The sequence below is a fragment of the Streptomyces sp. NBC_00569 genome (assembly GCF_036345255.1).
Lineage (GTDB): Bacteria > Actinomycetota > Actinomycetes > Streptomycetales > Streptomycetaceae > Streptomyces.
This window is the reverse complement of sequence record NZ_CP107783.1, coordinates 2,834,994-2,859,856: the sequence shown is the minus strand read 5'-3', so window position 1 is coordinate 2,859,856 and position 24,863 is coordinate 2,834,994. Positions and strand designations below refer to the sequence as shown.

Here is a 24,863-nt window from a genome sequence, read left to right as displayed (position 1 = left end):
CCGAGAGCTGCTTGGTCGTTCAACCAATGCCCACGGCGCCGGGGTGACGTTTTCCGTGTGGTGCACCAGTCGTTTCCGGCCCTGCTCCCGGCTTCACTGGCTGTGAGGCAGCAGCTGAGGGGCGTGGGAGACATGGATCTGAACACGGTGAAGCAAGTGCGTGACGCGCGGCTGCGTGAGCCATGGCAGCCCGGCGACGCATGGCTCGGCGGGGGCACGTACCTGTTCTCCGAGCCGCAGCCCCATCTGCGGCGCCTGGTGGATCTGAGCCGCATGGACTGGGAGCCGCTCACCCTCGGCGAGGACGGCTCGCTGGAGATCGCGGCGACGTGCACCATCGCCCAACTCTCCCGTTTCGGACGGAAGTTCGGGGCAGCGGCGGCGCCGCTGATCGAGCAGTGCTGCCGTGCCTTTCTGGCCTCGTTCAAGATCTGGAACATGGCGACCGTGGGCGGGAACCTGTGCAACGGGCTGCCGGCCGGCCCCGTGATCTCGCTGACCGCCGCACTCGACGGCACCTGTCTGCTCCAGTCGCAGGCAGGGGTGCGCCGGACCGTGAAGGTCGCCGACTTCATCACCGGCGCGGGCCGCAAGGACCTCGGCGAGGGCGAACTGCTCCGCTCGGTCACCGTGCCCGCGCGGGCACTCGGCTGCCGTACGGCCTTCCGCCAGGCGTCGCTGTACGGGCTCGGCCGCTCGGGAGCGCTGGTCATCGGGACACTCGATCCGGTGGACGGGTCGATGGCGGTGACGATCAGCGCGGCGACCGTACGGCCGTTCCGCCTCTGGTTCCCGCTGCCGCCCGACAGGGGCGAACTCCGGCGGGCGATCGAGGCGGCCGTGGGCGAGGACGACTGGTTCGACGACATCCACGGACTGCCCGAGTGGCGGCGGCACATGGGCTTCCGCCTCGCCGAGGAAGTCCGCCACGAACTGACCCGGCTCTCCCAGGACGGTGCACGATGAGCTTCGACATCGAGGTCAACGCCCAGCACTTCGACACCGAGCCACGGGCGGGCCAGTGTCTGCGTACGTATCTGCGCGAGCGCGGCTGGTTCGGGGTGAAGAAGGGCTGTGACGCGGGCGACTGCGGCGCCTGCACGGTCCACGTGGACGGGGAGCCGGTGCACAGCTGCCTGTATCCGGCCGTACGGGCGCAGGGCCGCTCCGTGACGACCGTCGAGGGCCTCGCGTCCCCGGAGGGTGAACTCCACCCCGTCCAGCAGAAGTTCCTCGGCGCCCAGGGGTTCCAGTGCGGCTTCTGCACCGCCGGATTCCTGATGACGACGGCCGCCCTCGAAGCCGAGCAGGGCACCGAACACGACGACGGCAAGCTGTCGGACCTGCCCCGCGCGTTCAAGGGCAACATCTGCCGGTGCACCGGATACCGCGCCATCGAGGACTCCGTGCGGGGCGTGCGGCACACCGAACGCCCCTGTGCGGGCAAGGCGGTCGGCAAGAGCCTCGGCGCGCCCGCGGGCCCCCAGGTCGTGACCGGCACCGCTCGCTACACCTTCGACGTCGAGGTGCCCGGCCTCCTCCACATGAAGCTGCTGCGCTCCCCGCACCCGCACGCCCGCATCGTCTCCATCGACACGGCGGACGCGCTGCGCGTGCCCGGCGTGCACGCCGTCCTCACCCACGAGGACGCCCCCGGGACCCTGTACTCCTCGGCCCGTCACGAGCACCCCACCGAGGACCCCGACGACACCCGCGTCCTCGACGACACCGTCCGCTACGTCGGCCAGCGCGTCGCCGCCGTGGTCGCCGACAGCGAACAGGCCGCCGAGGAAGGCTGCCGACGGGTGGAAGTCGTCTACGAGCAACTCCCTCACGTCACCGACCCCGAGAAGGCGATGGCCCCCGGCGCCCCCGTCATCCACGAGGGCAAGGGCCCCGAGGCGCGGATCTCCCGCGTGGAGAACAACGTCGCCGGCGAAGTGCACGGTGAGATCGGCTCCGTCGCGGACGGCTTCGCCGACGCCGACGTCTTCTACGAAGAGACCTTCCGCACGCAGCGCGTCCAGCACGCCAGCCTGGAGACCCACGGCTGCGTCGCCTACTTCGAGCCCAAGGAGGACGGCACCGGTGAACGCCTCACCGTCCGCTCCTCCACCCAGACCCCGTTCCTGACGCGCCGCGCCCTGTGCGCCCTGTACGGGCTGCCCGAGGACGAGGTGCGCGTCGTCGCCGGGCGCGTGGGCGGCGGCTTCGGCGGCAAGCAGGAGATGCTGACCGAGGACATCGTCACGCTGGCGGCGCTGAAACTGCGGCGGCCGGTGAAGCTGGAGTACACCCGCGCGGAGCAGTTCTACGGAGCGACCACCCGCCACCCCTTCACCATCGGCATCAAGGTCGGCGCCCGCGCCGACGGCACGTTGACCGCGATCCAGATGCGCGTCGTCTCCAACACCGGCGCCTACGGCAACCACGGCCCCGCCGTCATGTTCCACAGCGTCGGCGAGTCGTTCGCCGTCTACCGCGCCCCGCACAAGAAGGTCGACGCGTTCTCCGTCTACACGAACGTCGTCCCGGCGGGCGCCTTCCGCGGATACGGCCTCGGCCAGGTCACCTTCGCCGTCGAATCGGTCATGGACGAGCTGGCCCGCCGTCTCGGCATGGATCCGCTGGTCTTCCGGGAGAAGAACATCATCGGCCCCGGCGAGCACATGCTCAGCCCGATCGGCGAGGAGGAGGATCTCCACATCGCCTCGTACGGCCTCGACCAGTGCCTGGGGGTCGTGCGCAAGGCGATCGCCGAGGACACCAGCGCCGAGCAGGCCCCCGAGGGCTGGCTGGTCGGGCAGGGCACGGCCATGGCGATGATCGCGACCGGCCCGCCCGGCGGGCATTACGCCGACGCCCGCGTGTCCCTCCTGGCCGACGGGACGTACGACATCGCCGTCGGCACGGCCGAGTTCGGCAACGGCACCACCACCGTCCACAAGCAGATCACCGCCGGCGCGCTGAACACCACCGAGGACCGTCTCACGGTCCGGCAGTCCGACACCGACGTCGTCCGCCACGACACCGGCGCCTTCGGCTCCGCCGGCACGGTGGTGGCCGGCAAGGCCGTCCTTCTCGCCGCCGGGTCGCTCGCCGAACGGCTGCGGACCTTCGCGGCCCGGCACACGGGGGTCGCCCGCCATCTGTGCGTACTCGGCGCCGAGGCCGTCGACTGCGCGGGCCGGGTGGTGACGCTGAAGGAGCTGTACGAGGCGGCCGAGGCGAAGGGCGCGACGGACGAGGTGGCCGCCGACGGCCACTGGGGCGGCTCGCCCCGCTCCGTCGCCTTCAACGCCCAGTGGTTCCGCCTCGCCGTCGACCCCGACACCGGCGAGATCCGCATCCTGCGCAGCGTCCACGCCGCCGACGCGGGCAAGGTCATGAACCCGATGCAGTGCCGCGGCCAGGTCGAGGGAGGCGTCGCGCAGGCGCTCGGGGCGACGCTCTTCGAGACGGTGCGCGTCGACGACCGCGGCGAGGTCACGACCGCCGCCTTCCGCCGCTACCGCCTCCCGCAGTACGCCGACGTCCCGCGCACCGAGGTCCACTTCATGGAGACCACCGACGCCATCGGCCCGCTCGGCGCCAAGTCGATGAGCGAGAGCCCGTTCAACCCGGTCGCCCCCGCCTTCGCCAACGCGCTGCGCGACGCCACCGGCATCCGGTTCACCGAGATGCCGGTCACCCGGGACCGCGTCTGGCTCGCCCTCGACCGGCACAACTCCGTTCCGGGCGCCTGACTCGGGCTGAACGGGGTTCGGGTGAAGCGGGGTTCGGGTGAAACGGAAGAGGAACGGCACCATGGCAGCACCCGACCGGATGGACGAACGGCTGCGCGCCCTGGGCCTCGTGGAGGGTCAGCGGATGGCCCAGGCCCTGTTCGCCGAGGTCGCCGCCCGGGGCCTGATCGCCCCGGGCCGCAGCGAACGTCCGCCCGACGGCCGGACGGGGCAGTTGCCCTGATCATCTCCGTCGTGGACGATCCAGTGCGCGGGTCGCCTCCGGTCGTGCACGGTCTGGGGTGCTTCGATTCGTTCTTGTTCGTCTCAGCGCGGTGTGCGGGGCCGCCTCACGGCCCGCTGGGATGCTGTTCGGTACGGGAGTGCGCAGGCAGGTTGCCCGGACCGGGCTCGCGGTCGGCAACGGCACGGAGAGGACGACATGGGCACGAAGCGTGCGAAGGGCCCCGAAGACAGTGGGGCCGCGCGCCTGTTGGCGCGTCTGGCCGTGCTCGCGGCGATGGCTTCGGTGGCCGTGCTCGCGCTCGCCCTGGGGGAGGGCGGGCTCGTCATCGTCGGAGCCGGGCTCCTCGGGCTGGTCGCCTGCGCCGCGGGCGTCTGGTGGTTCGTGGCGCACCGCGGCGCGGTGCGGCTGCTCGGGGCGCTCCTCGCGGTCGTGGCACCCGTCGCCGTCCTGATGGTCTTCGCGCACTACGGTGTGTGGCTGACGGCTCTGGGCCTGTGCCTGTGCTGGGCCGCGGCGGCGGCCTCCGGCCGGGCGGCGCTGCGCAGGTCGCGGCCGGAACGCCCGTGGCGGGCGATCGCCGTGCCCCCGCCGAACCGTCCGGTCCTGATCATGAATCCGAAGTCCGGGGGCGGGAAGGTCGGCCGCTTCGGGCTGGTCGAGCGCGCGGAGGAACTCGGCGCGCGGGTGATCCTGCTCGACCCGTCCGCCCCGGCCGACGTCGCCGCGCTGGCCCGGCGGGCCGTGGCGGAGGGCGCGGACCTGCTCGGCGTCGCGGGCGGCGATGGCACCCAGGCCCTGGTCGCGGCGGTCGCCGCCGAGCACGACCTGCCGTTCCTCGTCGTCTCGGCGGGCACCCGTAACCACTTCGCCATGGACCTGGGCCTCGACCGCTCCGACCCCTCTCGCTGCCTCGGCGCGCTGACCGACGGCGAGGAGCTCCGGGTCGACCTCGGCGACGTCGGCGGCCGGGCCTTCGTCAACACCGTGTCCTTCGGGGTGTACGCCGACGTCGTGCAACGGCCCGAGTACCGCGACGACAAGGCGGGCACGGTGCTGTCCCTCATGCCGGACCTGCTGCTCGGCGAAGGGGTGCGACGGCTCGACGCACAGGTCGACGGCACCGTGCTCTCCGACCAGCAGGCCCTGCTGGTCAGCAACAATCCGTACGTCTCACCCGACGAGATCAGCGCCGGCGGCCGTCGGCCCAGGCTCGACGACGGCGAGCTGGGGGTGCTCGGGATCCGGGTGGAGGACGCGGCGCAGGCCGCCGATCTGGCGGTGCGGGGCACGCAGTCCACGGGGCTGACCGTCATGACCGCACATCGGGTCGAGGTGACCGGCGGCACGGACGAGATCCCCGTCGCGGTCGACGGCGAGGCGCTGCAGATGCCCACCCCGGTCGTGTGCACGCTGCGCCCGGGCGCGCTGCGGGTCCTGGTGCCGCGCGACCGTCCGGGCACCGTCGCGCCTGCGCCGGCCATGAACTGGCGACTGATCATCGATCTCGCGCTCGGGCGCACCGAACGGACCGACGACGAGCAGATCCCCGCCTGACGAACGACGAAAGGCGGCCGTGAACGGGGCGCCGCCGGCGCGGGGCGACACCCTCCGCGCGCATCGCCGGCGGACGCGCGCGGTGCCGTAGTTTCGCCCTTCGACCTGGCCGGCGGCCGACGTTCCCGAGGAGCTCGTGCATGAATCAGCACCCACTCAACGCCGTCGGAATGAGTGGCTCTCGGAACGCCGCCGGTCGACGCTGAGCACGTTCGTCGCGACGGGCGCGGCAGCGCTTCTCCTCGGCCTCGACCGCAGCTGGACGCAGGTCTCAGGAGGCCGACATGTGCGCAACTGGGCATGCCGGTCGGCCTCGTCGCCGCCCCGGACAGCATCTGAGGCGTGCGGACGGCGCAGCGGCTCTCGCCGGTCCGCTCGTCGTCACAGCCAGTCCCGCCGCTTGAAGATGAAGTACAGGCTCACACACACCACCGCCATCAGAAGGATCGCGAACGGGTAGCCGAACCCCCAGCCCAGCTCCGGCATGTGGTCGAAGTTCATGCCGTAGATCGTGCCGACCAGGGTCGGGGCGAAGAGGATGGCCGCCCAGGACGAGATCTTCTTGATCTCCTCGTTCTGCTCGAAGCCCGCCTCCGCCAGTGCCCGCATCTCCGCGTTCTGCTGCTGGGTCACCTGCGTCGCGTTCACCGTCAGGATGTCCGCGAGGGCCTGGCGGAAGCCGTCGACCCGTTCGCTGGTGTGCGTGACGTGGTCGGCCACGTCCCGCAGGTAGCGCTGGAGTTCCTCGTCCGTGCCGTACTTGGCGAAGCCCGCCATCAAGCCGTGCAGCATGCCCACCAGGGGGCGGGTCGCGCGCTGGAACTCGACCATCTCGCGCGAGAGTTCGTAGATGCGCCGGGACACCTCGGGCGCACCGCTGAACACCTCCGTCTCGATCTCGTCGATGTCCGTCTGGACGCCGGCGACGACCGGGGCGTAGCCGTCCACGACCGCGTCGAGGATCGCGTAGAGCACCGCCTCGGGGCCGAGTTTCAGCAGCTCGGGGGAGTCCTCCATGCGGCGGCGCACACCGGACAGGTCGGGGGCCGCGCCGTGGCGGACCGTGATGACGAAGTCCGCGCCGACGAACACGTGCAGCTCCCCGAACTCGACCTCCTCCGGCGCGTCCAGGTAGCGGGCGGCGCGCAGGACGACGAACAGCGTGTCCCCGTACCGCTCCAGCTTCGGCCGCTGATGTGCCTCCAGAGCGTCCTCGACCGCGAGCGGATGCAGGTCGAACTCGGCCGCCAGGGAGAGGAGCTCGGACTCGGTCGGGCGGGCCAGGCCGATCCACGCCATGCCGTCCGGCTGCTCGCGCAGCTCGCGGAACGTCTCGGCGAGCGTCGCGGGCGACGACACCCGTACCCCGTCCCGGTACAGCGCCGCCTGCACCACGCTGGCCGTCTCCGGCCCGGGGCTCGTGGGTGCGGCGGGCGGGGGCGGAGTGGTGTCGAGCCTGGGCCGGTTCACCGGTGGCTGTCCGGTGGTGCGGCGCCACATGTACTTCTTCGGTTCCACTCCGGGGCGGGCCCGCCGCTCTGCCATGTCTCCGCCTTGCGTGTCGAAACGGCTGTCACTTCGGCCACTGCGCAGGATATATGGCCCAAATGCGGCCGGCGCGGGGTGATCGTCGGAAGCCGTCCGCCGGGGATCAGTCGGCGCGGCCCGTCGCCGCGACCGTCACGCCCAGGCCGATCATCGCGAAGCCTCCCGTGCCGCCGATCAGTGACAGGCGCCGGTCGGACCGGGCGAACCACGTACGCGCGGCGGACGCCGTCAGGCCCCACAGCGTGTCCGTGACCAGGCCGATCGAGATAGGCATCAGTCCCAACAGGAGCATCTGTGCCGGCACTTGACCGGCCGAGTGGTCCACGAACTGCGGCAGGACCGCCGCGAAGAAGACGATGCCCTTGGGGTTGGTGACCCCGACGAGCGCGCCGTCCGCCACCGTTCGCAGATCTCCGCGCGGCGGGCCCTGCGGCCCCCGGATGTCCTCGGCCCGCATCTCTTTGCGGTGCCGGAAAGCCTGCACGCCGAGGAGGACCAGATACGCGGCTCCCGCCAGCTTCACGGCCATGAACACCCCGGCCGAGCGCTCCACCAGGGAACCGATCCCGAGTGCCACGGCCACCACGAGCACGTACGAGCCGATGACATTGCCGAGCGCCGTCGCGACCGCCGTCCGCCGGCCGTGCGCGAGCGCGCGCCCGATCACGAACAGCACGCTCGGCCCAGGGATCACGATCACGAGGAGCGACATCGCCGCGAAGGCGAGATACCGGTCTGTGGACACCATGGCGCCCAGCATGTCCCGCTCCCCCCTTTCGCGTCCATGGAGCGCCTGAGGCGGTGCTCCCGGTCACCGAGGGCCTTGCCCTCGAGGAGCGGCTAAGGCAGCAGCCCTGCCCTCCGCGCCGCCACCACGGCCTCCAGGCGCGTGTGCGCGCCCAGTTTCCGCATCGCCGACCGCAGATAGCCCTTGACCGTCTCGGACCGCAGGCCGAGCCGCTCGGCCGTGACCGCGTTCGTCGCGCCCGTGGCCACGCACGCGAGGACGTCCACCTCGCGTGGGGTGAGGCCCACGTCGCGTACCCGTGGCGGAGCCGTCGCCGAGGCGAGCCGCCCGCACACCGCGAGGAGTTCCTCGCGCAGTGCCGGATCCACGACGCGAGGCGCGAGCGCCCGCAGCGCACCGTGCGCCTCCCGCACCTCCTCCCACGCCGCCGAGCCGACCGCCGCAACGGCCCCCGAACCGGCCGCCGGACCACCCGCACCGGCCACCGCCCCGGCCATCCCGCCGGCCACCGGGCCGGCGGCTCCCGCTCCCGCCACCGCCGCCAGCAGCGCGCGCGCCTCGTCCCGTACCACCAGTGCCTGTTCCACGTCGCGCGCGGCGGCGACCGCCTCGCCCAGCGTGCGGTCGCCCAGTGGTTGGGCGGTGCGCAGGGCGCCGTAGAGGACGCCCCGGACCCGGCGGCGTACGACGACGGGGACCGCGAGGACCGAGAGCAGGCCCTCGGCCGCGACCGCCGCGTCGTACTCATGGCTGATGTGCCGCGACACCGGGTAGTCCGTGACGGCGCACGGCCGGGACAGGGCGAGCGCCTTGCCGCCCAGGCCGTTGCCCGTCGCGATGGCGAGACCGCGGAGCGCGCCCGTCACCGCGCCGCTCAGCTCACCGATGCGCACCGAGCCGGCGCCGCCCGCCATGAGTCCGCCGAACGCGACGGGCAGTCCGGTGCCCCGCCGCAGCCGCACCAGAGCGGCACGCATCTCCACCGCGTCGGCCCCGTCTGCGCTCACTCGCCGTGTCCCTCCAGAGAGCGGGTCGTCCACCACCCCCGTCCGGGGGTGGTGAGATCTGCGTCACGGATTACACGATGGCATGCACGGTCCGCAATGAGGAGGACACATGACGACGGCGACCAGCGGTACGGATCCGAGCCCGACCGAGCAGTTCCGCACGGCGAGGGACTTCCTGCTGCGCAACGCGGACGACTACACCACCGCGTACGAGGGCTTCGCCTGGCCGCGCCCCGAGCGGTTCAACTGGGCCCTCGACTGGTTCGACGCCATCGCCGACGGCAACGGGAAGACGGCCCTGCACATCGTCGAGGAGGACGGCCGCGAGGGCCGCTTCACCTTCGACGAGCTGCGCCGCCGCTCGAACCGCGTCGCGAACTGGCTGCGCGGCCAGGGTGTTCGCGCGGGCGACCGGGTCCTCCTGATGCTCGGCAACCAGGTGGAGCTGTGGGAGATCATGCTCGCCGCGATGAAGCTGCGGGCCGTCGTCATCCCCGCGACGCCGCTGCTCGGCCCCGCCGACCTGCGCGACCGCGTCGACCGCGGCCGGGCCCGGCACGTCATCGTGCGGCCCGAGGACGTCGAGAAGTTCACCGAGGTCCCCGGCGACTTCACCCGAACCGTGGTCGGCGCGGGCGCCACGAACGGCTGGCTCTCCTACGAGGACGCCGATGACGCCCCCGAGACGTTCGAGCCCGACGGCGTCACCCTCGCGAAGGACCCGCTCCTCCTGTACTTCACCTCCGGCACGACCGCCCGGCCCAAGCTCGTCGAGCACACTCATGTGTCGTATCCCGTGGGGCACTTGGCGACCATGTTCTGGATCGGTCTGCGTCCCGGCGACGTCCATCTGAACATCTCGTCGCCGGGCTGGGCCAAGCACGCCTGGTCGAACTTCTTCGCGCCGTGGAACGCGGAGGCGACCGTCTTCCTCTACAACTACACGCGCTTCGACGCGGGCCGGCTCATGGAGGTCATGGAGCGCGCGGGCGTCACGTCGTTCTGCGCCCCGCCCACCGTGTGGCGCATGCTGATCCAGGCCGACCTGACACAGCTCGCGACGCCGCCGCGCGCGGTCGTCGCCGCGGGGGAGCCGCTGAACCCCGAGGTCATCGAGCAGGTGCGGCGCGCCTGGGGTATCACCATCCGGGACGGGTTCGGGCAGACGGAGACGGCCGTACAGGTCTCCAACAGCCCCGGTCAGGAGCTGAAGACCGGATCCATGGGGCGCCCCAGCCCCGGCTACAGGGTGGAGCTGCTGGACCCGGTCACCGGCGAACCCGGCGCGCAGGAGGGCGAAATCAGCCTCGACCTGTCCGAGTGCCCCGTCGGCCTCATGGTCGGCTATCACGGAGACCCCGAGCGCACGGCCGAGGCGATGGCGGGCGGTTACTACCGCACCGGCGACATCGGCTCGCGTGACGCCGACGGGTATCTCACGTACGTCGGCCGCTCGGACGACGTGTTCAAGGCGTCCGACTACAAGATCAGCCCGTTCGAGCTGGAGAGCGCGCTCCTGGAGCACGAGGCGGTCGCCGAGGCGGCGGTCGTGCCCGCCCCCGACGAGCTGCGGCTGGCCGTCCCCAAGGCGTACGTCGTCCTTGCCGAGGGGTACGAGCCCGGGCCCGACACGGCGAAGCTGCTGTTCGAGCACTCGCGGGACGTCCTCGCGCCGTACAAGCGCGTCCGGCGTGTGGAGTTCGCGGAGCTGCCGAAGACGGTCTCCGGCAAGATCCGGCGGATCGAGCTGCGCGAGCGCACGGCGCAGGGTTCCACGGCCGAGTACCGCGAGGAGGACTTCCGATGACACGCGAATCCCTCACGACGATCCAGTCCCCGCCGCTCTCGTACGCGCACGGGACGGACTCGGCGCCGCTCCTCGGCGACACGATCGGCCGCAATCTCGACCGGGCCGTGGCCGCCCACCCCGACCGTGACGCACTGGTCGACGTGCCGTCCGGACGGCGCTGGACCTACGCCCAATTCGGCGCGGACGTCGACGAGTTGGCGCGCGGACTGCTCGCCAGGGGCGTGCTCAAGGGGGACCGGGTCGGGATCTGGGCGGTCAACTGCCCCGAATGGGTCCTTGTGCAGTACGCGACCGCGCGCATCGGTGCGGTCATGGTGAACATCAACCCCGCCTACCGCGCGCACGAGTTGGAGTTCGTGCTCAAGCAGGCCGGCGTCTCCCTCCTCGTCGCCTCGACCGAACACAAGGGCAGCGACTACCGGGCCCTCGTCCGGCAGGTGCGGGAACGGTGCCCCGAGCTGCGCGAGGCGGTCTTCATCGGCGACGACGGCTGGGACGCCCTGACGGCGGGCGCGGCAGCGGTGACGGTGGAGCAACTCGACGCCAGGCAAGCGGAGTTGAGTTGTGACGACCCGGTCAACATCCAGTACACCTCGGGCACGACCGGCTTCCCGAAGGGCGCCACGCTCTCCCACCACAACATCCTGAACAACGGCTTCTGGGTGGGCGAGACGGTCGGCTACACCGAGCAGGACCGGGTCTGTCTGCCCGTGCCCTTCTACCACTGCTTCGGCATGGTGATGGGAAACCTCGGCGCCACGTCGCACGGCGCCTGCATCGTCATTCCCGCCCCGTCCTTCGACCCCGTCGCCACGCTCCACGCGGTCGAGCGCGAACGGTGCACGTCGCTGTACGGCGTCCCGACCATGTTCATCGCCGAGCTGAACCTCGCCGACTTCGCGACGTACGACCTGTCGTCGCTGCGGACCGGCATCATGGCGGGTTCGCCGTGCCCCGTCGAGGTCATGAAGCGGGTCGTCGCCGAGATGCACATGGCGGAGGTGTCCATCTGCTACGGCATGACGGAGACGTCGCCCGTCTCCACGCAGACGCGCCGCGACGACGACCTGGAGCGCCGCACCGGCACGGTCGGCCGCGTCCTTCCGCACATCGAGGTCAAGGTCGTCGACCCGGTCAGCGGCGTGACGCTGCCGCGCGGCGAGCCGGGGGAGCTGTGCACGCGCGGCTACAGCGTGATGCTCGGCTACTGGGAGGAGCCGGAGAAGACGGCCGAGGTCATCGACCCGGGACGGTGGATGCACACCGGTGACCTGGCGGTTCTGCGCGAGGACGGCTATGTCCAGATCGTCGGCCGCATCAAGGACATGATCATCAGGGGCGGCGAGAACGTCTACCCGCGAGAGATCGAGGAGTTCCTCTACGCGCACCCGAAGATCGCGGACGTCCAGGTCGTGGGCGTGCCGGACGAGCGGTACGGCGAGGAGGTCATGGCCTGTGTCATCCTCCGCGCCCCCGAGGACACGCTCACCCTGGGGGAACTGCGCGCGTACTGCCACGACCGGCTGGCCCACTACAAGACGCCGACCCGGCTGCGCATCCTGGACGCGTTCCCGATGACGGTGAGCGGCAAGGTCCGCAAGATCGAACTGCGGGAGGGGTACGGGGGCGACGCCGGCTGAGACATACGGATGTCTGCGGGGCCTCACCCGGGCGCGATCGGCCCAGGTGGGGCCCCGCCCCGTGCCTGTCGTCGTGCCCGCCCCCCTACCTGTCCCTGAGACGGAAGAACCCGGCAGGGCCTACGCCCCGGCAGCTATCAGTTCGTCCGCCGGATTGTTGACCGGCTGGGGCACGCCCGCCAGGTCGAGGACGAAGAGCGGGACATCGAGTTCGTCGGCGCGGGTGCGCGCGTCCTCGTCGTAGCCCGCGAGGGAGAAGTAGACGCACACCGCCGACTCCGTCATGCCGGTCAGCCACAGGCACTCCACGTCCCGCAGAGTGGCGGGCCGCACCGACGGCTCGACCTGGGCGACGACGCCGCGGGCCGCGAGGCCTATGCCGGACGAGGGGCGCTGGTCGGCGCGGCGCACGTCCCGGTAGCCGAGCCAGCGCAGATAGAGGGCGACGGCGGTCACGGCGTCGCGCGCCGTGCGGATGGCCACCGGCTGGAACGCGGGGCGCGGGGCGGGAGCCGTGGGCGGCAGCGGAATGTGGGCGGGCCCGGGTCGCGTCGTGCCGGCCGGATCCGGACCGCCCGGCGTGGGCGGGTGCGCGGGCCCCGGCCAGGTGGCGCCGCCCGCCACGGCGGAGTCCGGCGACGCGTCATGGCTCGGCGCCGGATCGCCCTCGACCGGGATCCGCAGCACCGTGCCGCACGCGCAGCCGAGCTCCGGGCGCGGCCAGCGGTCCCGGCGCCCGCAGGCCCCGCATCGCACGGTCACCCAGTCGTCGAGCCAGGTGCGGTGCGTGACCGGCTCCGCGGGCGCCCCGCGCCGCACCGGCGCCACGACGGGCGCGCCGCACGAGCACGGATAGACCGGTGGCGCATACACCTGTTCACGCCGGCAGGCGGGGCACCGCACCGGCACGTTCTGAGCCATGACCCACTCCCGGCATCCGCCCGGGGCTCCGCACCCGGGCTCACGCGATGGCTTCCCGCCCTTGGGTCTTTCGTTCGGATCAGGCCGGACGAAAGACCCTCGGTGCCCATCGTCCTCCAAACTCCCCGGCCGCGGCAGGCAGTCGGGCGAGATCCCTCCGGATCCGTCGACGAGAGGCCGTCCCTTGACGGTCGGGGGGTCGCCGCCTACATTGCTTCCATATAGCAGAACCTAGTTTCCGCAATGTGGAAATTAGACGCTGAAGACAGTACGAAGACGACACGGACTCACAGCTCGCCGCGGGGCGCGACGGGAGCGCGAATCCGACAGCCGAAGCAGGAGAACTCAATGGCTCGTATGACCGCTGCCAGCGCGGCAGTTGAGATCCTCAAGCGCGAAGGCGTCACGAACGCGTTCGGCGTGCCGGGTGCCGCCATCAACCCCTTCTACAAGTCCCTCAAGGAGGTCGGCGGCATCAGCCACACGCTGGCCCGCCACGTCGAGGGCGCCTCACACATGGCCGAGGGCTACACCCGTACGAACCCGGGCAACATCGGGGTCTGCATCGGTACGTCGGGCCCGGCCGGCACCGACATGATCACCGGCCTCTACTCGGCCATCGGTGACTCCATCCCGATCCTGTGCATCACGGGCCAGGCGCCCAGCCACCTCCTGCACAAGGAGGACTTCCAGGCCGTCGACATCGCCTCGATCGCCAAGCCCGTCACCAAGATGGCCGTCACGGTCCTCGAAGCGGCCCAGGTGCCCGGCGTCTTCCAGCAGGCGTTCCACCTGATGCGCTCCGGCCGTCCCGGCCCGGTCCTCATCGACCTGCCGATCGATGTCCAGCAGACCGAGATCGACTTCGACCCGGAGACGTACGAGCCGCTGCCCGTCTACAAGCCGGCCGCGACCCGCGCCCAGATCGAGAAGGCGATCTCCTTCCTCCTGGAGTCCGAGCGCCCGCTGATCGTCGCCGGCGGCGGCATCATCAACGCGGACGCCTCCGACCTCCTGGTCGAGTTCGCCGAGATCACCGACACACCGGTCGTCCCGACCCTCATGGGCTGGGGCACCATCCCGGACGACCACGACCTGAACGCGGGCATGGTCGGCCAGCAGACCGGCCACCGCTACGGCAACGCCACGTTCCTGGAGTCGGACTTCGTCCTCGGCATCGGCAACCGCTGGGCCAACCGTCACACCGGCTACAAGCTGGACGTGTACCGCGAGGGCCGCAAGTTCGTCCACGTCGACATCGAGCCGACCCAGATCGGCAAGATCTTCGCCCCGGACTACGGGATCGCCTCCGACGCCAAGGCCGCGCTCGAGCTGTTCGTCGAGGTCGCGCGTGAGCTCAAGGCCGCGGGCAAGCTCCCCGACCGCTCGGCGTGGGTCGCCTCCCACCTGGAGCGCAAGGGCACGCTGCACCGCCGCACGCACTTCGACAACGTGCCGATGAAGCCCCAGCGCGTCTACGAGGAGATGAACAAGGCGTTCGGGCCCGACACCCGATACGTCACCACCATCGGCCTCTCCCAGATCGCCGGCGCGCAGATGCTCCACGTCTACAAGCCGCGCCACTGGATCAACTGCGGCCAGGCCGGTCCGCTCGGCTGGACCATCCCGGCCGCGCTCGGTGTCGCCACCGCCGACCCGGACACCCAGGTCGTCGCGCTCTCCGGCGACTACGACTTCCAGTTCATGATCGAGGAGCTGGCGGTCGGTGCGCAGCACCGCATCCCGTACGTCCACGTCCTGGTCAACAACGCCTACCTGGGCCTGATCCGCCAGGCGCAGATCGGTCTCGACATCAACTTCCAGGTCAACCTGGAGTTCGAGAACCAGAACAGCCCCGAGCTCGGCGTCTACGGCGTCGATCACGTCAAGGTCGCCGAGGGCCTCGGCTGCAAGGCGATCCGCGTCACCGAGCCCGACCAGCTCCTGCCGGCCTTCGAGGAGGCCAAGAAGCTCGCCGCGCAGTACCGGGTGCCGGTCGTCGTCGAGGCGATCCTGGAGCGCATCACGAACATCTCGATGAGCCCGACGGCCGACATCAGCGCCGTCAAGGAGTTCGAGGAGATCGCCACCGAGCCCGGCCACGCGCCGACCGCGATCCGGCCGCTGACGGCCTGATCGGGCGCCTGCCGGTCCGATCAGGGGCGGTCCACCCGATGGGGGGTGGGCCGCCCCTTCGGCTTGCGCGGAGCCGTTGTCAGCGCCGCGCGCCACAATGCGACGCATGACGATACGAGTTGACATGTCGTTGGAGTGGCAGCTCCGCCAGATCGGCGGAGAGGCCGCCGACGAAGGGGTGCGGACGGCGATATCCGCCGTGGAGACGTACATGCACGGTGGGAGCGGCCGTAAGCGCCGGGGCGGCAAGGCGCTCGTGCGCCTGCTCGTCCTGGCGCGCGAGACAGCCGCTCGCGCGGGGGAGTGGGAGGCCGTACGGCAGCTCCACGACTCGATCGCCTATGCGGAGGGGCGCATCCTCCGGCCGGACTTCGAGGAGCGCTACCGGCTCTTCCAGGACGGGGCGCGCGACGAGGGCAAGCGTGACTTCCTCGCGCGCACACTGTGGGCGACACACCACTGGATGGTGTCTGCCGCCCGCGAGTTCATGAAGGACCGCCCCGACGCCACCGCGGGAGAGCTGGTGGAGCACTTCCGGATCCAGGGCGAGGACGCCAGGTTCATGGAGGCTCCCGACAGCCGACCCGGACGCTACGTCATCCCCCGCGGCCGGGCCGAGACCGCGATCTGGCTGGAGCGCATCCTGAGCGACGGCCGCATCGACATCGAGGACCCCGCCGAGTCGGCCCGGAAGATCGTCACGCGGCCGGAGGCGCTGGCGCTGCTCGCCGCGGACAGCGAGGGGCAACTGCTGCTCCAGGCGGCAGAGTTGCAGCGCAGGGCCGCCGGCCTGAAGGCGTTGTGCAAGGTCGTCGAGGACCCCGCGGCATCCGAGCAGGACCTGCACCGGGCTCTCCAGGGCCAGCCGTGGATCTTCGGCGGACGCTATGTGGGCGAGGCCGTTCAACGCAGGCTGGTGCCGGGCGACGAGGTGGACATCCCTTTGATCCGCGGGGACGGCGCTCTGCACGTGGTGGAACTCAAGCGTGCGATGAGCCTGAAGGGATCACTGGTCAAGAGGTACCGCGACGCGTGGGTGCCGACGGCCCAGGTGCACGACGCCGTGGGACAGGCCGTCAACTACCTTGTGGGCCTGGACGAGAACCGTGACCGCATCCGCGAGGAGTTCTGCATCGAGACACGCCGTGCCAGTGCGATCGTCCTGATCGGGCATCCTGATCTTCAGGCCGACGTGCCGGAGGCCGAGATCAGCGAGGCACTGCGCACGTTCAACACGCACGTGAACCGCGTCGAGGTCCTCACCTACAAGGAGCTCCTGGACAACGCGCGCCGCGCGCTCGGCACGCAGAAGAGTGCCGGTACGGGACCGTCCGTACCGGCACTCTGGCCTGACGTCAGATGAACGTTGACGTTGGTGCCGCCCGAAGGCACGCGACTGGCGAAACATGCATGCGTGCCGCCGGGCGGATTCTGTGGTGTGGACGGTACCGCGGCGGTCTGAGATGAACCCCGGCGGCTGCCTTTCCCTCAGGTCGAGAAGGGGCCGCCAGGATCTTGACCACCGCACTGGCTCGCAGAGCCGCCGCGGACCGTACCTGTCCGCCTGGGGCGGACCGCCCGCACCGCCGTGTGACCACCCCTCATCCGGGTCTGCACAGTGGCGCGGGCTTCGCGTCCGGGACCTGACCTCCCGTCAGACCCCGGACGCGGCTCGGGTGCTAGTCCTCGCGCAGGGCGCGGACCGCTTCCTCGACGCGCTTGCCGTACTCGGCGTCGGCGGCGTGGAAGTGAGCCAGGTTCTTCTCGATCACGTCGTCGCGCGAGACCTGCGAGAGGCCGCCGGCGATGTTGGCGATCAGACGGGACTTCTCGTCCTCCGACATCAGGCGGAACAGCTCGCCCGCCTGGAAGAAGTCGTCGTCCTTGGTGTGGGCGGGCGCCTCGTGCGTGCCGGTGTAGCCGGCGACGGCGAGCGGGGCCGACAGCGGGCGGCCGGTCTCGGCGGGCCCGTCGTACGAGTTGGGCTCGTAGTTCTTGCGGTCGCGGCCGTACGCGTTCGAGGCCATCAGGCCGTCGCGGCCGTAGTTGTCGGCGTCGGTCGCCTTCGGCGCGTTCACCGCGAGCTGCGTGTGGTTGACGCCCAGGCGGTAACGGTGCGCGTCCGCGTAGGCGAACAGGCGGCCCTGGAGCATCTTGTCCGGGGAGGGGCCGATGCCGGGCACGAAGTTGTTCGGGGAGAACGCGGCCTGCTCGACCTCGGCGAAGACATTGTCCGGGTTGCGGTCGAGGACCAGGCGGCCCACGCGCTGCAGCGGGTAGTCCTTGTGCGGCCACACCTTCGTGAGGTCGAAGGGGTTGAAGCGGTAGTCGTCCGCCTCGGCGACCGGCATGAGCTGCACGTACAGGGTCCAGGACGGGTTGACGCCGCGCTCGATGGCCTGGAGCAGGTCCGTCTGGTGCGAGTTGGGGTCCTTGCCCGCGATCTCGGCGGCCTGCTCGCCGGACAGCGAGCGGATGCCCTGGTTCGTCTTGAAGTGGTACTTGACGAAGAAGGCCTCGCCCTCGGCGTTCGTCCACTGGTAGGTGTGCGAGCCGTAGCCGTTCATGTGGCGGTACGAGGCCGGGATGCCGCGGTCGCCCATCAGCCAGGTGATCTGGTGCGTGGCCTCGGGGGCGTGCGCCCAGAAGTCCCAGACGTTGTCCGCCTCCTGCTTGCCCGTGAAGGGGTCGCGCTTCTGGGAGTGGATGAAGTCGGGGAACTTGATCGGGTCCTTGATGAAGAACACCGGGGTGTTGTTGCCGACGAGGTCGTAGTTGCCCTCTTCGGTGTAGAACTTCAGCGCGAAGCCGCGCGGGTCGCGGACCGCGTCCGCGCCGCCGAGGTTGTCCGCGACGGTGGAGAAGCGGATGAACGTCTCGGTGCGCTTGCCGACCGTGTTGAGGAAGTCGGCGTGGGTGAAGCCGGTGACGTCGTCCGTCACCTCGAAGTAGCCGTACGCGCCGGAACCGCGCGCGTGGACGACACGCTCCGGGATGCGCTCGCGGTTGAAGCGAGCGAGCTTCTCGAGGAGGTGCTGGTCCTGGAGGAGAAGCGGGCCACCGACGCCGGCGGTGGCGGAATTCTGGTTGTCGGCGACAGGAGCGCCGGACTCGGTCGTGAGCACACGCTTCGACATGGTGGCGAGGGTGACCTTCCGTACGGAACTGCTGGGACTGCTGACGGTGAACCGGAGCGTAAGAGGCTCTGAACAGCTACGTCAACAGTTTGTTGAAGTTGTGGTCAACAGTTTGTTGAAGTGAAAGGCATGGTTCCGGGCCGTGGCGACGCCTGGGCGCGACAGGACAGGTGTCAGCGCCGCCACGGCCCGGAAGTCCGGGGGGGGGGTCAGACCTGCTGACCGGAGAGGCGCTCGACGCCGCGCAGCAGCGCGGAGTGGTCGAGGCCGCCGTCGCCCTGGGCGCGCAGGGAGGCGACGAGCTGGGCGACCACGCCGCCGACGGGCAGGGCGGCGCCCACGTTGCGGGCGGCGTCGGTGACGATGCCCATGTCCTTGTGGTGCAGGTCGATCCGGAAGCCGGGCTTGAAGTCCCGGTTCAGGAAGTTGTCCTTCTTGCGGGTCAGGACGGTCGAGCCGGCCAGGCCGCCGTTGAGGACGTCGAGCGCGGCCGTCAGGTCCACGCCGGACTTCTCCAGGAAGACCACGGCCTCGGCGCACGCCTGGATGTTCACGGCGACGATCAGCTGATTGGCGGCCTTCACGGTCTGGCCCGAGCCGTGCGGACCGCACAGCACGATGGTCTTGCCGAGGACGTCGAGGAGCGGCTTGGCCTCGTCGAAGTCGGCCTGCTCACCGCCGACCATGATCGACAGGACGGCCTCGATCGCGCCGGCCTCGCCACCGGAGACCGGGGCGTCGATGACGCGGATGCCCTTGTCCTTGGCGGCCTTCGCGAGGTCCACCGAGGTCTGCGGCGTGATCGACGACATGTCGATGATCAGCGCGCCGGACCTCGCGTTCTCGAGGATGCCGTTCTCGCCGTACGCGATGGCCTCGACCTGCGGAGAGGCGGGCACCATCGTGACGATGACGTCGGCGTCCTTGACGGCCTCGGCGATCGAGCCGGCCGCGGTGCCGCCGGCGGCCGCGAGCCGCTCCAGCTTGTCCTTCTCGAGGGTGAAGCCGGTCACCGAGTAACCAGCCTTGATCAGGTTCTCGGACATGGGGGAGCCCATGATGCCGAGTCCGATCCACGCGATCTTGGGAAGGTTGCTCATGAGGGTGCCTCTCTAACTGCGGTCGTACGTAAGTGAGTTGGCGCGCGTCGGAATGCTCAGCGCGCGGCGCGGGCCGCGGTGGGCAGCCAGTCGAAGGCCTCGGCGCTCGGCTTGTCGCCGGGCTTGTACTCCAGGCCGACGTAGCCCTCGTAGCCCGTCTTCGCCAGCTGGTCGAGCAGTTCCTCGAGCGGCAGCGAACCGGTGCCGGGGGCGCCGCGGCCCGGGTTGTCGGCGATCTGCACGTGGCCGGTCTTCGCGGTGTACTGCTCGATCACTGCGGCCAGGTCCTCGCCGTTCATGGACAGGTGGTACAGGTCCATGAGGAACTTGGCGTTGCCGAGGCCCGTGGCGGCGTTCACCTTGTCGACGATCTCGATCGCCTTGGGGGCGCTCACGATCGGGCACAGCGGCGACTCGGGCTTGTTCAGGGCCTCGATCAGGAGGATCGCGCCGACGCGGTCGGCGGCACGGGCCGCGAGCACCAGGTTCTCCAGGGCGAGCTCGTCCTGCACGGCCGGGTCCACGCCGTCGACGCGGTTGCCGTACAGCGCGTTGAGCGCCTTGCAGCCGAGGGACTGCGCGAAGTCCGCCGCGATGTCGATGTTCGCGCGGAACCTGTCGCTCTCCTCGCCGGGAACCGACAGGGCGCCGCGGTCGGGGCCCGGCAGCTGTCCGGCGTAGAAGTTGAGCCCGGTGAGCTGTACGCCCGCGTCCTCGATCGCCTTCTTGAGGGCGTCGAGCTCGGACTGCTCGGGGGTGGGGGCGTCGACCCAGGGCCACCACAGCTCGACCGCGGTGAAGCCCGCCGCGGCGGCGGCCGCGGGACGCTCCAGGAGCGGGAGTTCCGTGAAGAGGATCGACAGGTTGACGTTGAAGCGCTGGTCTGCGAATCCCATGGGGGTCGGCGCTCCCTTCCGTATCGAGATCCGTACGGCACTCGGTGTCGAGTTCCGTATAGCGGAAGTTCGTTTCTGCTTGATGGAAGACTGCCGGGGATGCTTCGCTCTTGTCAAGAGGGGCTGCCGGAAAATCGGCGCGCGGCAGTAGGTTGACCCCGTGCGATTGAGAGTGGAGTTCACGACCGAGCCCTTCGACCTCGACGAGGCGCCGCCCCACGCGGTCGTCGCCCGCGACGTCATCCAGAAGGCCGAACTGGACGCGGTGGATGTCGGACCCTTCGGCAACACCGCCGAAGGGGAGGCGCAGGCCGTGCTCGGCGCGGTGGACGCGCTGCTGCGCCAGGCCCTGGCGGCCGGCGCCACCCGCGTCTCGCTCCAGGTCAATGTGATGGGGGAGGGCGATAAGTGACCGCTACAGGAGACGTCCCCTTCGTCAGCGCGGTGAAGCCGCTGGTGGACGCCATGGGGGGCGAGATGCTGCCGCCGCAGGAGGCGGGCAAGGATGACGTCGTCCTGCACTGGGAGGGTCGCGAGGTCATCGCCGTACGGCTGCCCCAGCTGGCCGACTCCCTGGATCACATCCTGGTGGCCATGGAGCGCGGACAGGGCATGCCCCTGTCGGCCCTCGACCGCAAGGCCAAACAGGAGGTCGTGCGGATACTGGAGGCACGAGGTGCCTTCTCCGTGCGGCACGGAGTGGAGACCGTGGCCGGGGCGCTCGGCGTCTCCAGGTTCACCGTCTACAACTACCTGAACAGGGAAAACGCGGCCAAGGGAGAGTAGGCCGCCCTCTAGCACGCCAAGGTGTCGAACCAGCCGCCGTCCGGATACCGGGCGGCGGTTTTTGTAACTCCGAGTTTTCAACAAAGTGTTGACGTGGTGTTTCGGAGGGCGTTAGCTATCCGCAGCCCGTCCAGCACAAGGCCACGGAGGCTTCCCGTGACTTCACGTCCGATGCCGGGGCTTTCCCGGTTCAACACGCTTCAGGAGAACGCGGCCGCCGCCGCGCTCCACGAGGTGTGTGCCAGCTCGGCGTGGGGGAGCAAGCTCCTCGCCCAGCGCCCCTTCACCACCGTGGAGGAACTCTTCGCCGCCAGCGACGCCGCCATGGCCGAGCTCGCAGCGGAGGATCTCGCCGAGGCGATGGCGGGGCATCCCCCGATCGGCCGCCCGAAGCCGGGCGACCCGACCTCGTCCCGCGAGCAGCGGGGCATGGCCGGCGCCTCCGAGGAGCTCAAGGCCGAGATGCTCGAACTGAACCTGGCGTACCAGGAGCGGTTCGGTCATGTCTTCCTGATCTGCGCCACCGGGGCGACCGGCGAGCAGATGCGCGACGCGATGAAGGCCAGGATCGGTAACGACACGGGTACGGAGCGCGAGATCGTGCGCACGGAACTGGGGAAGATCAACCGTATCCGCCTGACCCGCCTCGCCGAAGAAGACGTAGAAGTGGAAGAGGACAAGGACTGATGAGCACCGCGACCACCGCGTCGGTGTCGACGCACATTCTCGACACCAGCATCGGACGCCCCGCCGAGGGCGTCGCCATCTCGCTCGCCGCCCGCTCGGGCAGCGACGCCGAGTGGGTGGCGCTCGGCGGCTCCGCGACCGACGCGGACGGGCGCTGCAAGGACCTGCCGGCGCTGCCGGAGGGCACCACCCACGTACGCCTCGACTTCGCCGTCGAGACGTACTTCGAAAAGAAGCAAGCCGAGGCGCAGCAGGACGCCCCCCGCGTAAGGGACAGCGGTGCGTTCTTCCCGGAGGTGGCGATCACGTTCGCCGTCAAGCCGGGCGAGCACTATCACGTACCGCTGCTGCTCAACCCGTTCGGCTACTCCGTTTACCGAGGGAGCTAGCAGACATGCCCACGATTCTCGGCCAGAACCAGTACGGCAAAGCAGAGAACCGCGTCGTCAAGATCACGCGGGACGGCGACACCCACCACATCAAGGACCTGAACGTCTCCGTCGCCCTCTCCGGCGACCTCGACGACGTCCACTACAACGGCTCGAACGCCAACTGCCTTCCGACGGACACGACGAAGAACACCTGCTTCGCGTTCGCCAAGGAATACGGCATCGAGTCGGCCGAGCAGTACGGCATCCACCTCGCCCGGCACTTCGTGGACAGCCAGCCGTCCATCCACCGTGCGCGCATCCGCATCGAGGAGTACTCCTGGGAGCGCATCTCCGGCTCCGACGGCAACTCCAAGTTCATCGGCGCCGACGAGGTGAAGCACTCCTTCGTCCGTAAGGGCCAGGAGACCCGCCTCGCGCAGATCACGTACTCCGCCGAAGGTGACGGGGGAGGGAAGTTCGAAGTCCTGTCCGGGCTCAAGGACCTGACCGTGATGAACTCCACGAACTCCGAGTTCTGGGGCTACATCAAGGACAAGTACACGACGCTCCAGGAGGACTACGACCGCATCCTCGCCACGTCCCTGTCGACGTGGTGGCGGCACAACTGGACCTCCGACGAGCAGCGCATGCCGCAGTGGGAGAAGTCCTACGAGCAGTCCAAGAAGCACATCCTCCAGGCGTTCGTGGAGACGTACTCGCTCTCGCTCCAGCAGACGCTGTACCAAATGGGTTCGCGGGTCATCAACAACCGCAGCGAGATCGACGAGATCCGCTTCTCCGCGCCCAACAAGCACCACTTCCGGCAGGATCTCTCCGCCTTCGGTCTGGAGAACGAAGCCAAGGACGGCGCCGTGTACTACGCGGCCGACCGCCCCTACGGCCTGATCGAGGCCACCATCCTGCGCGACGGCTGCGAGCCGCACATCCCGGTCGACATGACCAACCTCTGACGGCAGTCGATGTCCCCGGGGCTCTGCAACGGCCCCGGGGACCGAGTTCCCGCAACGACCGGTCACATCACCGGAGGGAACAGCAGTGACTCCGCCCCAAGGGGCTCTTCACTCGGCCGTACGGTCTCATGACGGTCAAGCCCTGACCGCCCTCCCGTAGGAAGACGAGCGGTTTACTACAGCTCAGGAGACGTCAATGGTGCAGGACTTGACCGTCCACCCGGTTGACCAGAAGCTCCACCCCTCGCGGCTCGTCCCCGCGGCACTCCAGCACATCGCCGCGATGTACGCGGGCGTGGTCACGCCCCCGCTCATCATCGGTCAGGCCGTCCACCTCGACACGGCGGGCCAGACCCGCCTCATCGCCGCCAGCCTGCTCATCGCGGGCGTGGCCACCCTCCTGCAGACCCTCGGCGTCAAGGGGCTCGTCGGCAACCGGCTGCCCTTCGTCAACGCCGCCTCCTCGGCCGGCATCGCGCCGATGCTCGCCATCGCCGAGACCAACGCGCGGGGTGACCAACTCCCCGCCATCTACGGTGCGGTGATGGTCGCCGGCGTCTTCTGTCTCGCGATCGGCCCCTTCTTCGGCAGGCTCCTGCGCTTCTTCCCGCCGCTCGTCACGGGCGTCGTCATCACCCTCATCGGGGTGACCCTGATGCCGGTCCCGGTCGCCTGGGCCCAGGGCGGCGACAGGACCGCCGCCGACTTCGGCGACATGAAGTACCTGGGACTCGCCGCCTTCACGCTTGTCGTCATCCTGATGATCCAGCGCTTCGGCCGCGGCTTCGTCAAGCAAGTCGCCCTGCTTCTGGGCCTGTTGGTCGGCACGCTGGCCGCGATCCCGTTCGGCATGGCGGACTTCGGCGCCCTCAGGTCGGCCCCGGTCGCCGCACTGCCCACACCGTTCGCCTTCGGCACGCCCGAGTTCCAGCCCGCCGCGATCCTCTCGCTCTGCCTGGTGATGCTCGTCCTGATGACGGAGTCCAGCGCCGGAATGCTCGCCATCGGCGAGATCTGCGACCGGGAGACCAGCGGCAGGACCATCACCCGCGGCCTGCGCACCGACGGCCTCGCCACGCTTCTCGGCCCCGTCTTCGGCGGCTTCCCCACCTCGGCCTTCGCCCAGAACGTCGGCGTCGTCTCGCTGACGAAGGTGCGCAGCCGCTACGTGGTCGCCGCCGCGGGAGGCGCGCTCCTGGTCCTCGGCGCCTTCCCGGTGCTCGGCGCGGTGGTCTCCACGGTGCCGATGCCGGTCCTCGGCGGCGCGGGCATCGTCCTCTTCGGCTCCATCGCCGTCAGCGGCATCCGTACGCTGTCCGAGGCCGGCCTCGACGACAGCTCGAACATCATCCTGGTCGCCGTCTCGCTCGGTGCGGGCATCATCCCGCTCGCGGCGCCCACCTTCTACGCCGAATTCCCGGCGTGGGCACAGACCGTCCTCGGCTCCGGCATCAGCGCGGGCGCCCTGGTGGCCGTTTCGCTGAACCTGTTCTTTCACCATCTCGGCACCCGCGGCCGCGCCACCGCCGCCGCGGCACTCAAATCCTCCTAGGGTCCTGCCGTGCCCAATCGCCACTCA

The 24,863-nt window shown here is 70.2% G+C and carries 21 protein-coding genes; 14 read left to right on the top strand and 7 right to left on the bottom strand.

The window, feature by feature from the left end:
* Nucleotides 1–132: 132 nt before the first annotated feature.
* The 4 genes from OHO83_RS12950 to OHO83_RS12935 all read left to right on the top strand — a co-directional run bounded on the left by OHO83_RS12950 (nt 133) and on the right by OHO83_RS12935 (nt 5,526).
* On the top strand, nt 133–966 hold the full coding sequence (locus OHO83_RS12950) for an FAD binding domain-containing protein (protein WP_330279476.1): 834 nt from the start codon (nt 133–135) through the stop codon (nt 964–966).
* Nucleotides 963–3,746, top strand: coding sequence for a molybdopterin-dependent oxidoreductase (locus tag OHO83_RS12945; protein ID WP_330279475.1), 2,784 nt, complete (start codon nt 963–965; stop codon nt 3,744–3,746). The genes OHO83_RS12950 and OHO83_RS12945 overlap by 4 nt, the downstream gene beginning before the upstream one ends.
* A gap of 61 nt (nt 3,747–3,807) precedes the next feature.
* Nucleotides 3,808–3,969: a hypothetical protein gene (locus tag OHO83_RS12940; RefSeq protein ID WP_329433553.1), complete on the top strand. Its 162-nt coding sequence runs from the start codon at nt 3,808–3,810 to the stop codon at nt 3,967–3,969.
* 198 nt (nt 3,970–4,167) lie between these two features.
* Nucleotides 4,168–5,526: a diacylglycerol/lipid kinase family protein gene (locus OHO83_RS12935; RefSeq protein WP_330279474.1), complete on the top strand. Its 1,359-nt coding sequence runs from the start codon at nt 4,168–4,170 to the stop codon at nt 5,524–5,526.
* A 381-nt stretch (nt 5,527–5,907) separates the two neighbouring features.
* Here OHO83_RS12935 and OHO83_RS12930 read toward each other — a convergent pair whose 3' ends face one another.
* The 3 genes from OHO83_RS12930 to OHO83_RS12920 form a co-directional block, all read right to left on the bottom strand.
* Nucleotides 5,908–7,071 (bottom strand): magnesium and cobalt transport protein CorA, encoded by a 1,164-nt coding sequence (locus OHO83_RS12930; protein WP_330279473.1) that lies wholly within the window; start codon nt 7,069–7,071, stop codon nt 5,908–5,910.
* A gap of 106 nt (nt 7,072–7,177) precedes the next feature.
* Nucleotides 7,178–7,822 carry a LysE family translocator gene (locus OHO83_RS12925; RefSeq protein WP_266558479.1) on the bottom strand — a complete coding sequence of 215 codons (645 nt, stop codon included), beginning with the start codon at nt 7,820–7,822 and terminating at the stop codon, nt 7,178–7,180.
* A 92-nt stretch (nt 7,823–7,914) separates the two neighbouring features.
* Nucleotides 7,915–8,829, bottom strand: a complete 915-nt coding sequence (locus OHO83_RS12920; RefSeq protein WP_330279472.1) for a helix-turn-helix transcriptional regulator — start codon at nt 8,827–8,829, stop codon at nt 7,915–7,917.
* 109 nt (nt 8,830–8,938) lie between these two features.
* Here OHO83_RS12920 and OHO83_RS12915 point away from each other — a divergent pair, with 109 nt between their 5' ends.
* Complete coding sequence (locus OHO83_RS12915; RefSeq protein ID WP_329433551.1) at nt 8,939–10,636, top strand: AMP-binding protein; 1,698 nt, start codon at nt 8,939–8,941, stop codon at nt 10,634–10,636.
* The gene (locus tag OHO83_RS12910; RefSeq protein WP_266675205.1) at nt 10,633–12,279 is read left to right on the top strand and encodes an AMP-binding protein; all 1,647 of its coding nucleotides are present in this window, start codon (nt 10,633–10,635) and stop codon (nt 12,277–12,279) included. Before OHO83_RS12915 ends, OHO83_RS12910 begins: the two co-directional genes overlap by 4 nt.
* A gap of 120 nt (nt 12,280–12,399) precedes the next feature.
* Here OHO83_RS12910 and OHO83_RS12905 read toward each other — a convergent pair whose 3' ends face one another.
* A complete protein-coding gene (locus OHO83_RS12905) occupies nt 12,400–13,200 on the bottom strand; it encodes a hypothetical protein (protein ID WP_329433547.1) in 801 nt (266 codons plus the stop codon).
* A 348-nt stretch (nt 13,201–13,548) separates the two neighbouring features.
* Here OHO83_RS12905 and gcl point away from each other — a divergent pair, with 348 nt between their 5' ends.
* Together gcl and OHO83_RS12895 are read left to right on the top strand one after the other, a co-directional pair.
* A complete protein-coding gene (gene gcl / locus OHO83_RS12900) occupies nt 13,549–15,336 on the top strand; it encodes a glyoxylate carboligase (protein WP_266675207.1) in 1,788 nt (595 codons plus the stop codon).
* A gap of 106 nt (nt 15,337–15,442) precedes the next feature.
* On the top strand, nt 15,443–16,699 hold the full coding sequence (locus OHO83_RS12895; RefSeq protein WP_266675208.1) for a Shedu anti-phage system protein SduA domain-containing protein: 1,257 nt from the start codon (nt 15,443–15,445) through the stop codon (nt 16,697–16,699).
* 316 nt (nt 16,700–17,015) lie between these two features.
* Here OHO83_RS12895 and OHO83_RS12890 read toward each other — a convergent pair whose 3' ends face one another.
* The 3 genes from OHO83_RS12890 to OHO83_RS12880 all read right to left on the bottom strand — a co-directional run bounded on the left by OHO83_RS12890 (nt 17,016) and on the right by OHO83_RS12880 (nt 20,469).
* The gene (locus tag OHO83_RS12890) at nt 17,016–18,473 is read right to left on the bottom strand and encodes a catalase (RefSeq protein WP_266675209.1); all 1,458 of its coding nucleotides are present in this window, start codon (nt 18,471–18,473) and stop codon (nt 17,016–17,018) included.
* Between the two features lie 209 nt (nt 18,474–18,682).
* On the bottom strand, nt 18,683–19,573 hold the full coding sequence (locus OHO83_RS12885; protein ID WP_330279471.1) for a 2-hydroxy-3-oxopropionate reductase: 891 nt from the start codon (nt 19,571–19,573) through the stop codon (nt 18,683–18,685).
* A gap of 56 nt (nt 19,574–19,629) precedes the next feature.
* A complete protein-coding gene (locus OHO83_RS12880) occupies nt 19,630–20,469 on the bottom strand; it encodes a TIM barrel protein (protein WP_329433542.1) in 840 nt (279 codons plus the stop codon).
* A 160-nt stretch (nt 20,470–20,629) separates the two neighbouring features.
* Here OHO83_RS12880 and OHO83_RS12875 point away from each other — a divergent pair, with 160 nt between their 5' ends.
* The 6 genes from OHO83_RS12875 to OHO83_RS12850 all read left to right on the top strand — a co-directional run bounded on the left by OHO83_RS12875 (nt 20,630) and on the right by OHO83_RS12850 (nt 24,836).
* Nucleotides 20,630–20,881, top strand: coding sequence for a hypothetical protein (locus OHO83_RS12875; RefSeq protein ID WP_266675212.1), 252 nt, complete (start codon nt 20,630–20,632; stop codon nt 20,879–20,881).
* The gene (locus OHO83_RS12870) at nt 20,878–21,255 is read left to right on the top strand and encodes a helix-turn-helix domain-containing protein (protein ID WP_266675213.1); all 378 of its coding nucleotides are present in this window, start codon (nt 20,878–20,880) and stop codon (nt 21,253–21,255) included. The genes OHO83_RS12875 and OHO83_RS12870 overlap by 4 nt, the downstream gene beginning before the upstream one ends.
* Before the next feature lie 156 nt (nt 21,256–21,411).
* Entirely contained in the window at nt 21,412–21,942 is a 531-nt protein-coding gene (gene uraD, locus OHO83_RS12865; protein ID WP_330279470.1) for a 2-oxo-4-hydroxy-4-carboxy-5-ureidoimidazoline decarboxylase, read from the top strand.
* Nucleotides 21,942–22,331 carry a hydroxyisourate hydrolase gene (gene uraH / locus OHO83_RS12860; protein WP_227298087.1) on the top strand — a complete coding sequence of 130 codons (390 nt, stop codon included), beginning with the start codon at nt 21,942–21,944 and terminating at the stop codon, nt 22,329–22,331. The genes uraD and uraH overlap by 1 nt, the downstream gene beginning before the upstream one ends.
* A 5-nt stretch (nt 22,332–22,336) precedes the next feature.
* The gene (pucL, locus tag OHO83_RS12855) at nt 22,337–23,284 is read left to right on the top strand and encodes a factor-independent urate hydroxylase (RefSeq protein ID WP_266675214.1); all 948 of its coding nucleotides are present in this window, start codon (nt 22,337–22,339) and stop codon (nt 23,282–23,284) included.
* Between the two features lie 196 nt (nt 23,285–23,480).
* Complete coding sequence (locus OHO83_RS12850; RefSeq protein ID WP_266675215.1) at nt 23,481–24,836, top strand: nucleobase:cation symporter-2 family protein; 1,356 nt, start codon at nt 23,481–23,483, stop codon at nt 24,834–24,836.
* The last annotated feature ends 27 nt before the right edge of the window (nt 24,837–24,863 follow it).

Coding starts and splice junctions, on each gene's coding strand:
- OHO83_RS12950 (WP_330279476.1), top strand. CDS start 133: ATGGATCTGAACACGGTGAAGCAAGTGCGTGACGCGCGGCTGCGTGAG.
- OHO83_RS12945 (WP_330279475.1), top strand. CDS start 963: ATGAGCTTCGACATCGAGGTCAACGCCCAGCACTTCGACACCGAGCCA.
- OHO83_RS12940 (WP_329433553.1), top strand. CDS start 3,808: ATGGCAGCACCCGACCGGATGGACGAACGGCTGCGCGCCCTGGGCCTC.
- OHO83_RS12935 (WP_330279474.1), top strand. CDS start 4,168: ATGGGCACGAAGCGTGCGAAGGGCCCCGAAGACAGTGGGGCCGCGCGC.
- OHO83_RS12930 (WP_330279473.1), bottom strand. CDS start 7,071: ATGGCAGAGCGGCGGGCCCGCCCCGGAGTGGAACCGAAGAAGTACATG.
- OHO83_RS12925 (WP_266558479.1), bottom strand. CDS start 7,822: ATGGTGTCCACAGACCGGTATCTCGCCTTCGCGGCGATGTCGCTCCTC.
- OHO83_RS12915 (WP_329433551.1), top strand. CDS start 8,939: ATGACGACGGCGACCAGCGGTACGGATCCGAGCCCGACCGAGCAGTTC.
- OHO83_RS12910 (WP_266675205.1), top strand. CDS start 10,633: ATGACACGCGAATCCCTCACGACGATCCAGTCCCCGCCGCTCTCGTAC.
- OHO83_RS12905 (WP_329433547.1), bottom strand. CDS start 13,200: ATGGCTCAGAACGTGCCGGTGCGGTGCCCCGCCTGCCGGCGTGAACAG.
- gcl (WP_266675207.1), top strand. CDS start 13,549: ATGGCTCGTATGACCGCTGCCAGCGCGGCAGTTGAGATCCTCAAGCGC.
- OHO83_RS12895 (WP_266675208.1), top strand. CDS start 15,443: ATGACGATACGAGTTGACATGTCGTTGGAGTGGCAGCTCCGCCAGATC.
- OHO83_RS12890 (WP_266675209.1), bottom strand. CDS start 18,473: ATGTCGAAGCGTGTGCTCACGACCGAGTCCGGCGCTCCTGTCGCCGAC.
- OHO83_RS12885 (WP_330279471.1), bottom strand. CDS start 19,573: ATGAGCAACCTTCCCAAGATCGCGTGGATCGGACTCGGCATCATGGGC.
- OHO83_RS12880 (WP_329433542.1), bottom strand. CDS start 20,469: ATGGGATTCGCAGACCAGCGCTTCAACGTCAACCTGTCGATCCTCTTC.
- uraH (WP_227298087.1), top strand. CDS start 21,942: ATGAGCACCGCGACCACCGCGTCGGTGTCGACGCACATTCTCGACACC.
- pucL (WP_266675214.1), top strand. CDS start 22,337: ATGCCCACGATTCTCGGCCAGAACCAGTACGGCAAAGCAGAGAACCGC.
- OHO83_RS12850 (WP_266675215.1), top strand. CDS start 23,481: ATGGTGCAGGACTTGACCGTCCACCCGGTTGACCAGAAGCTCCACCCC.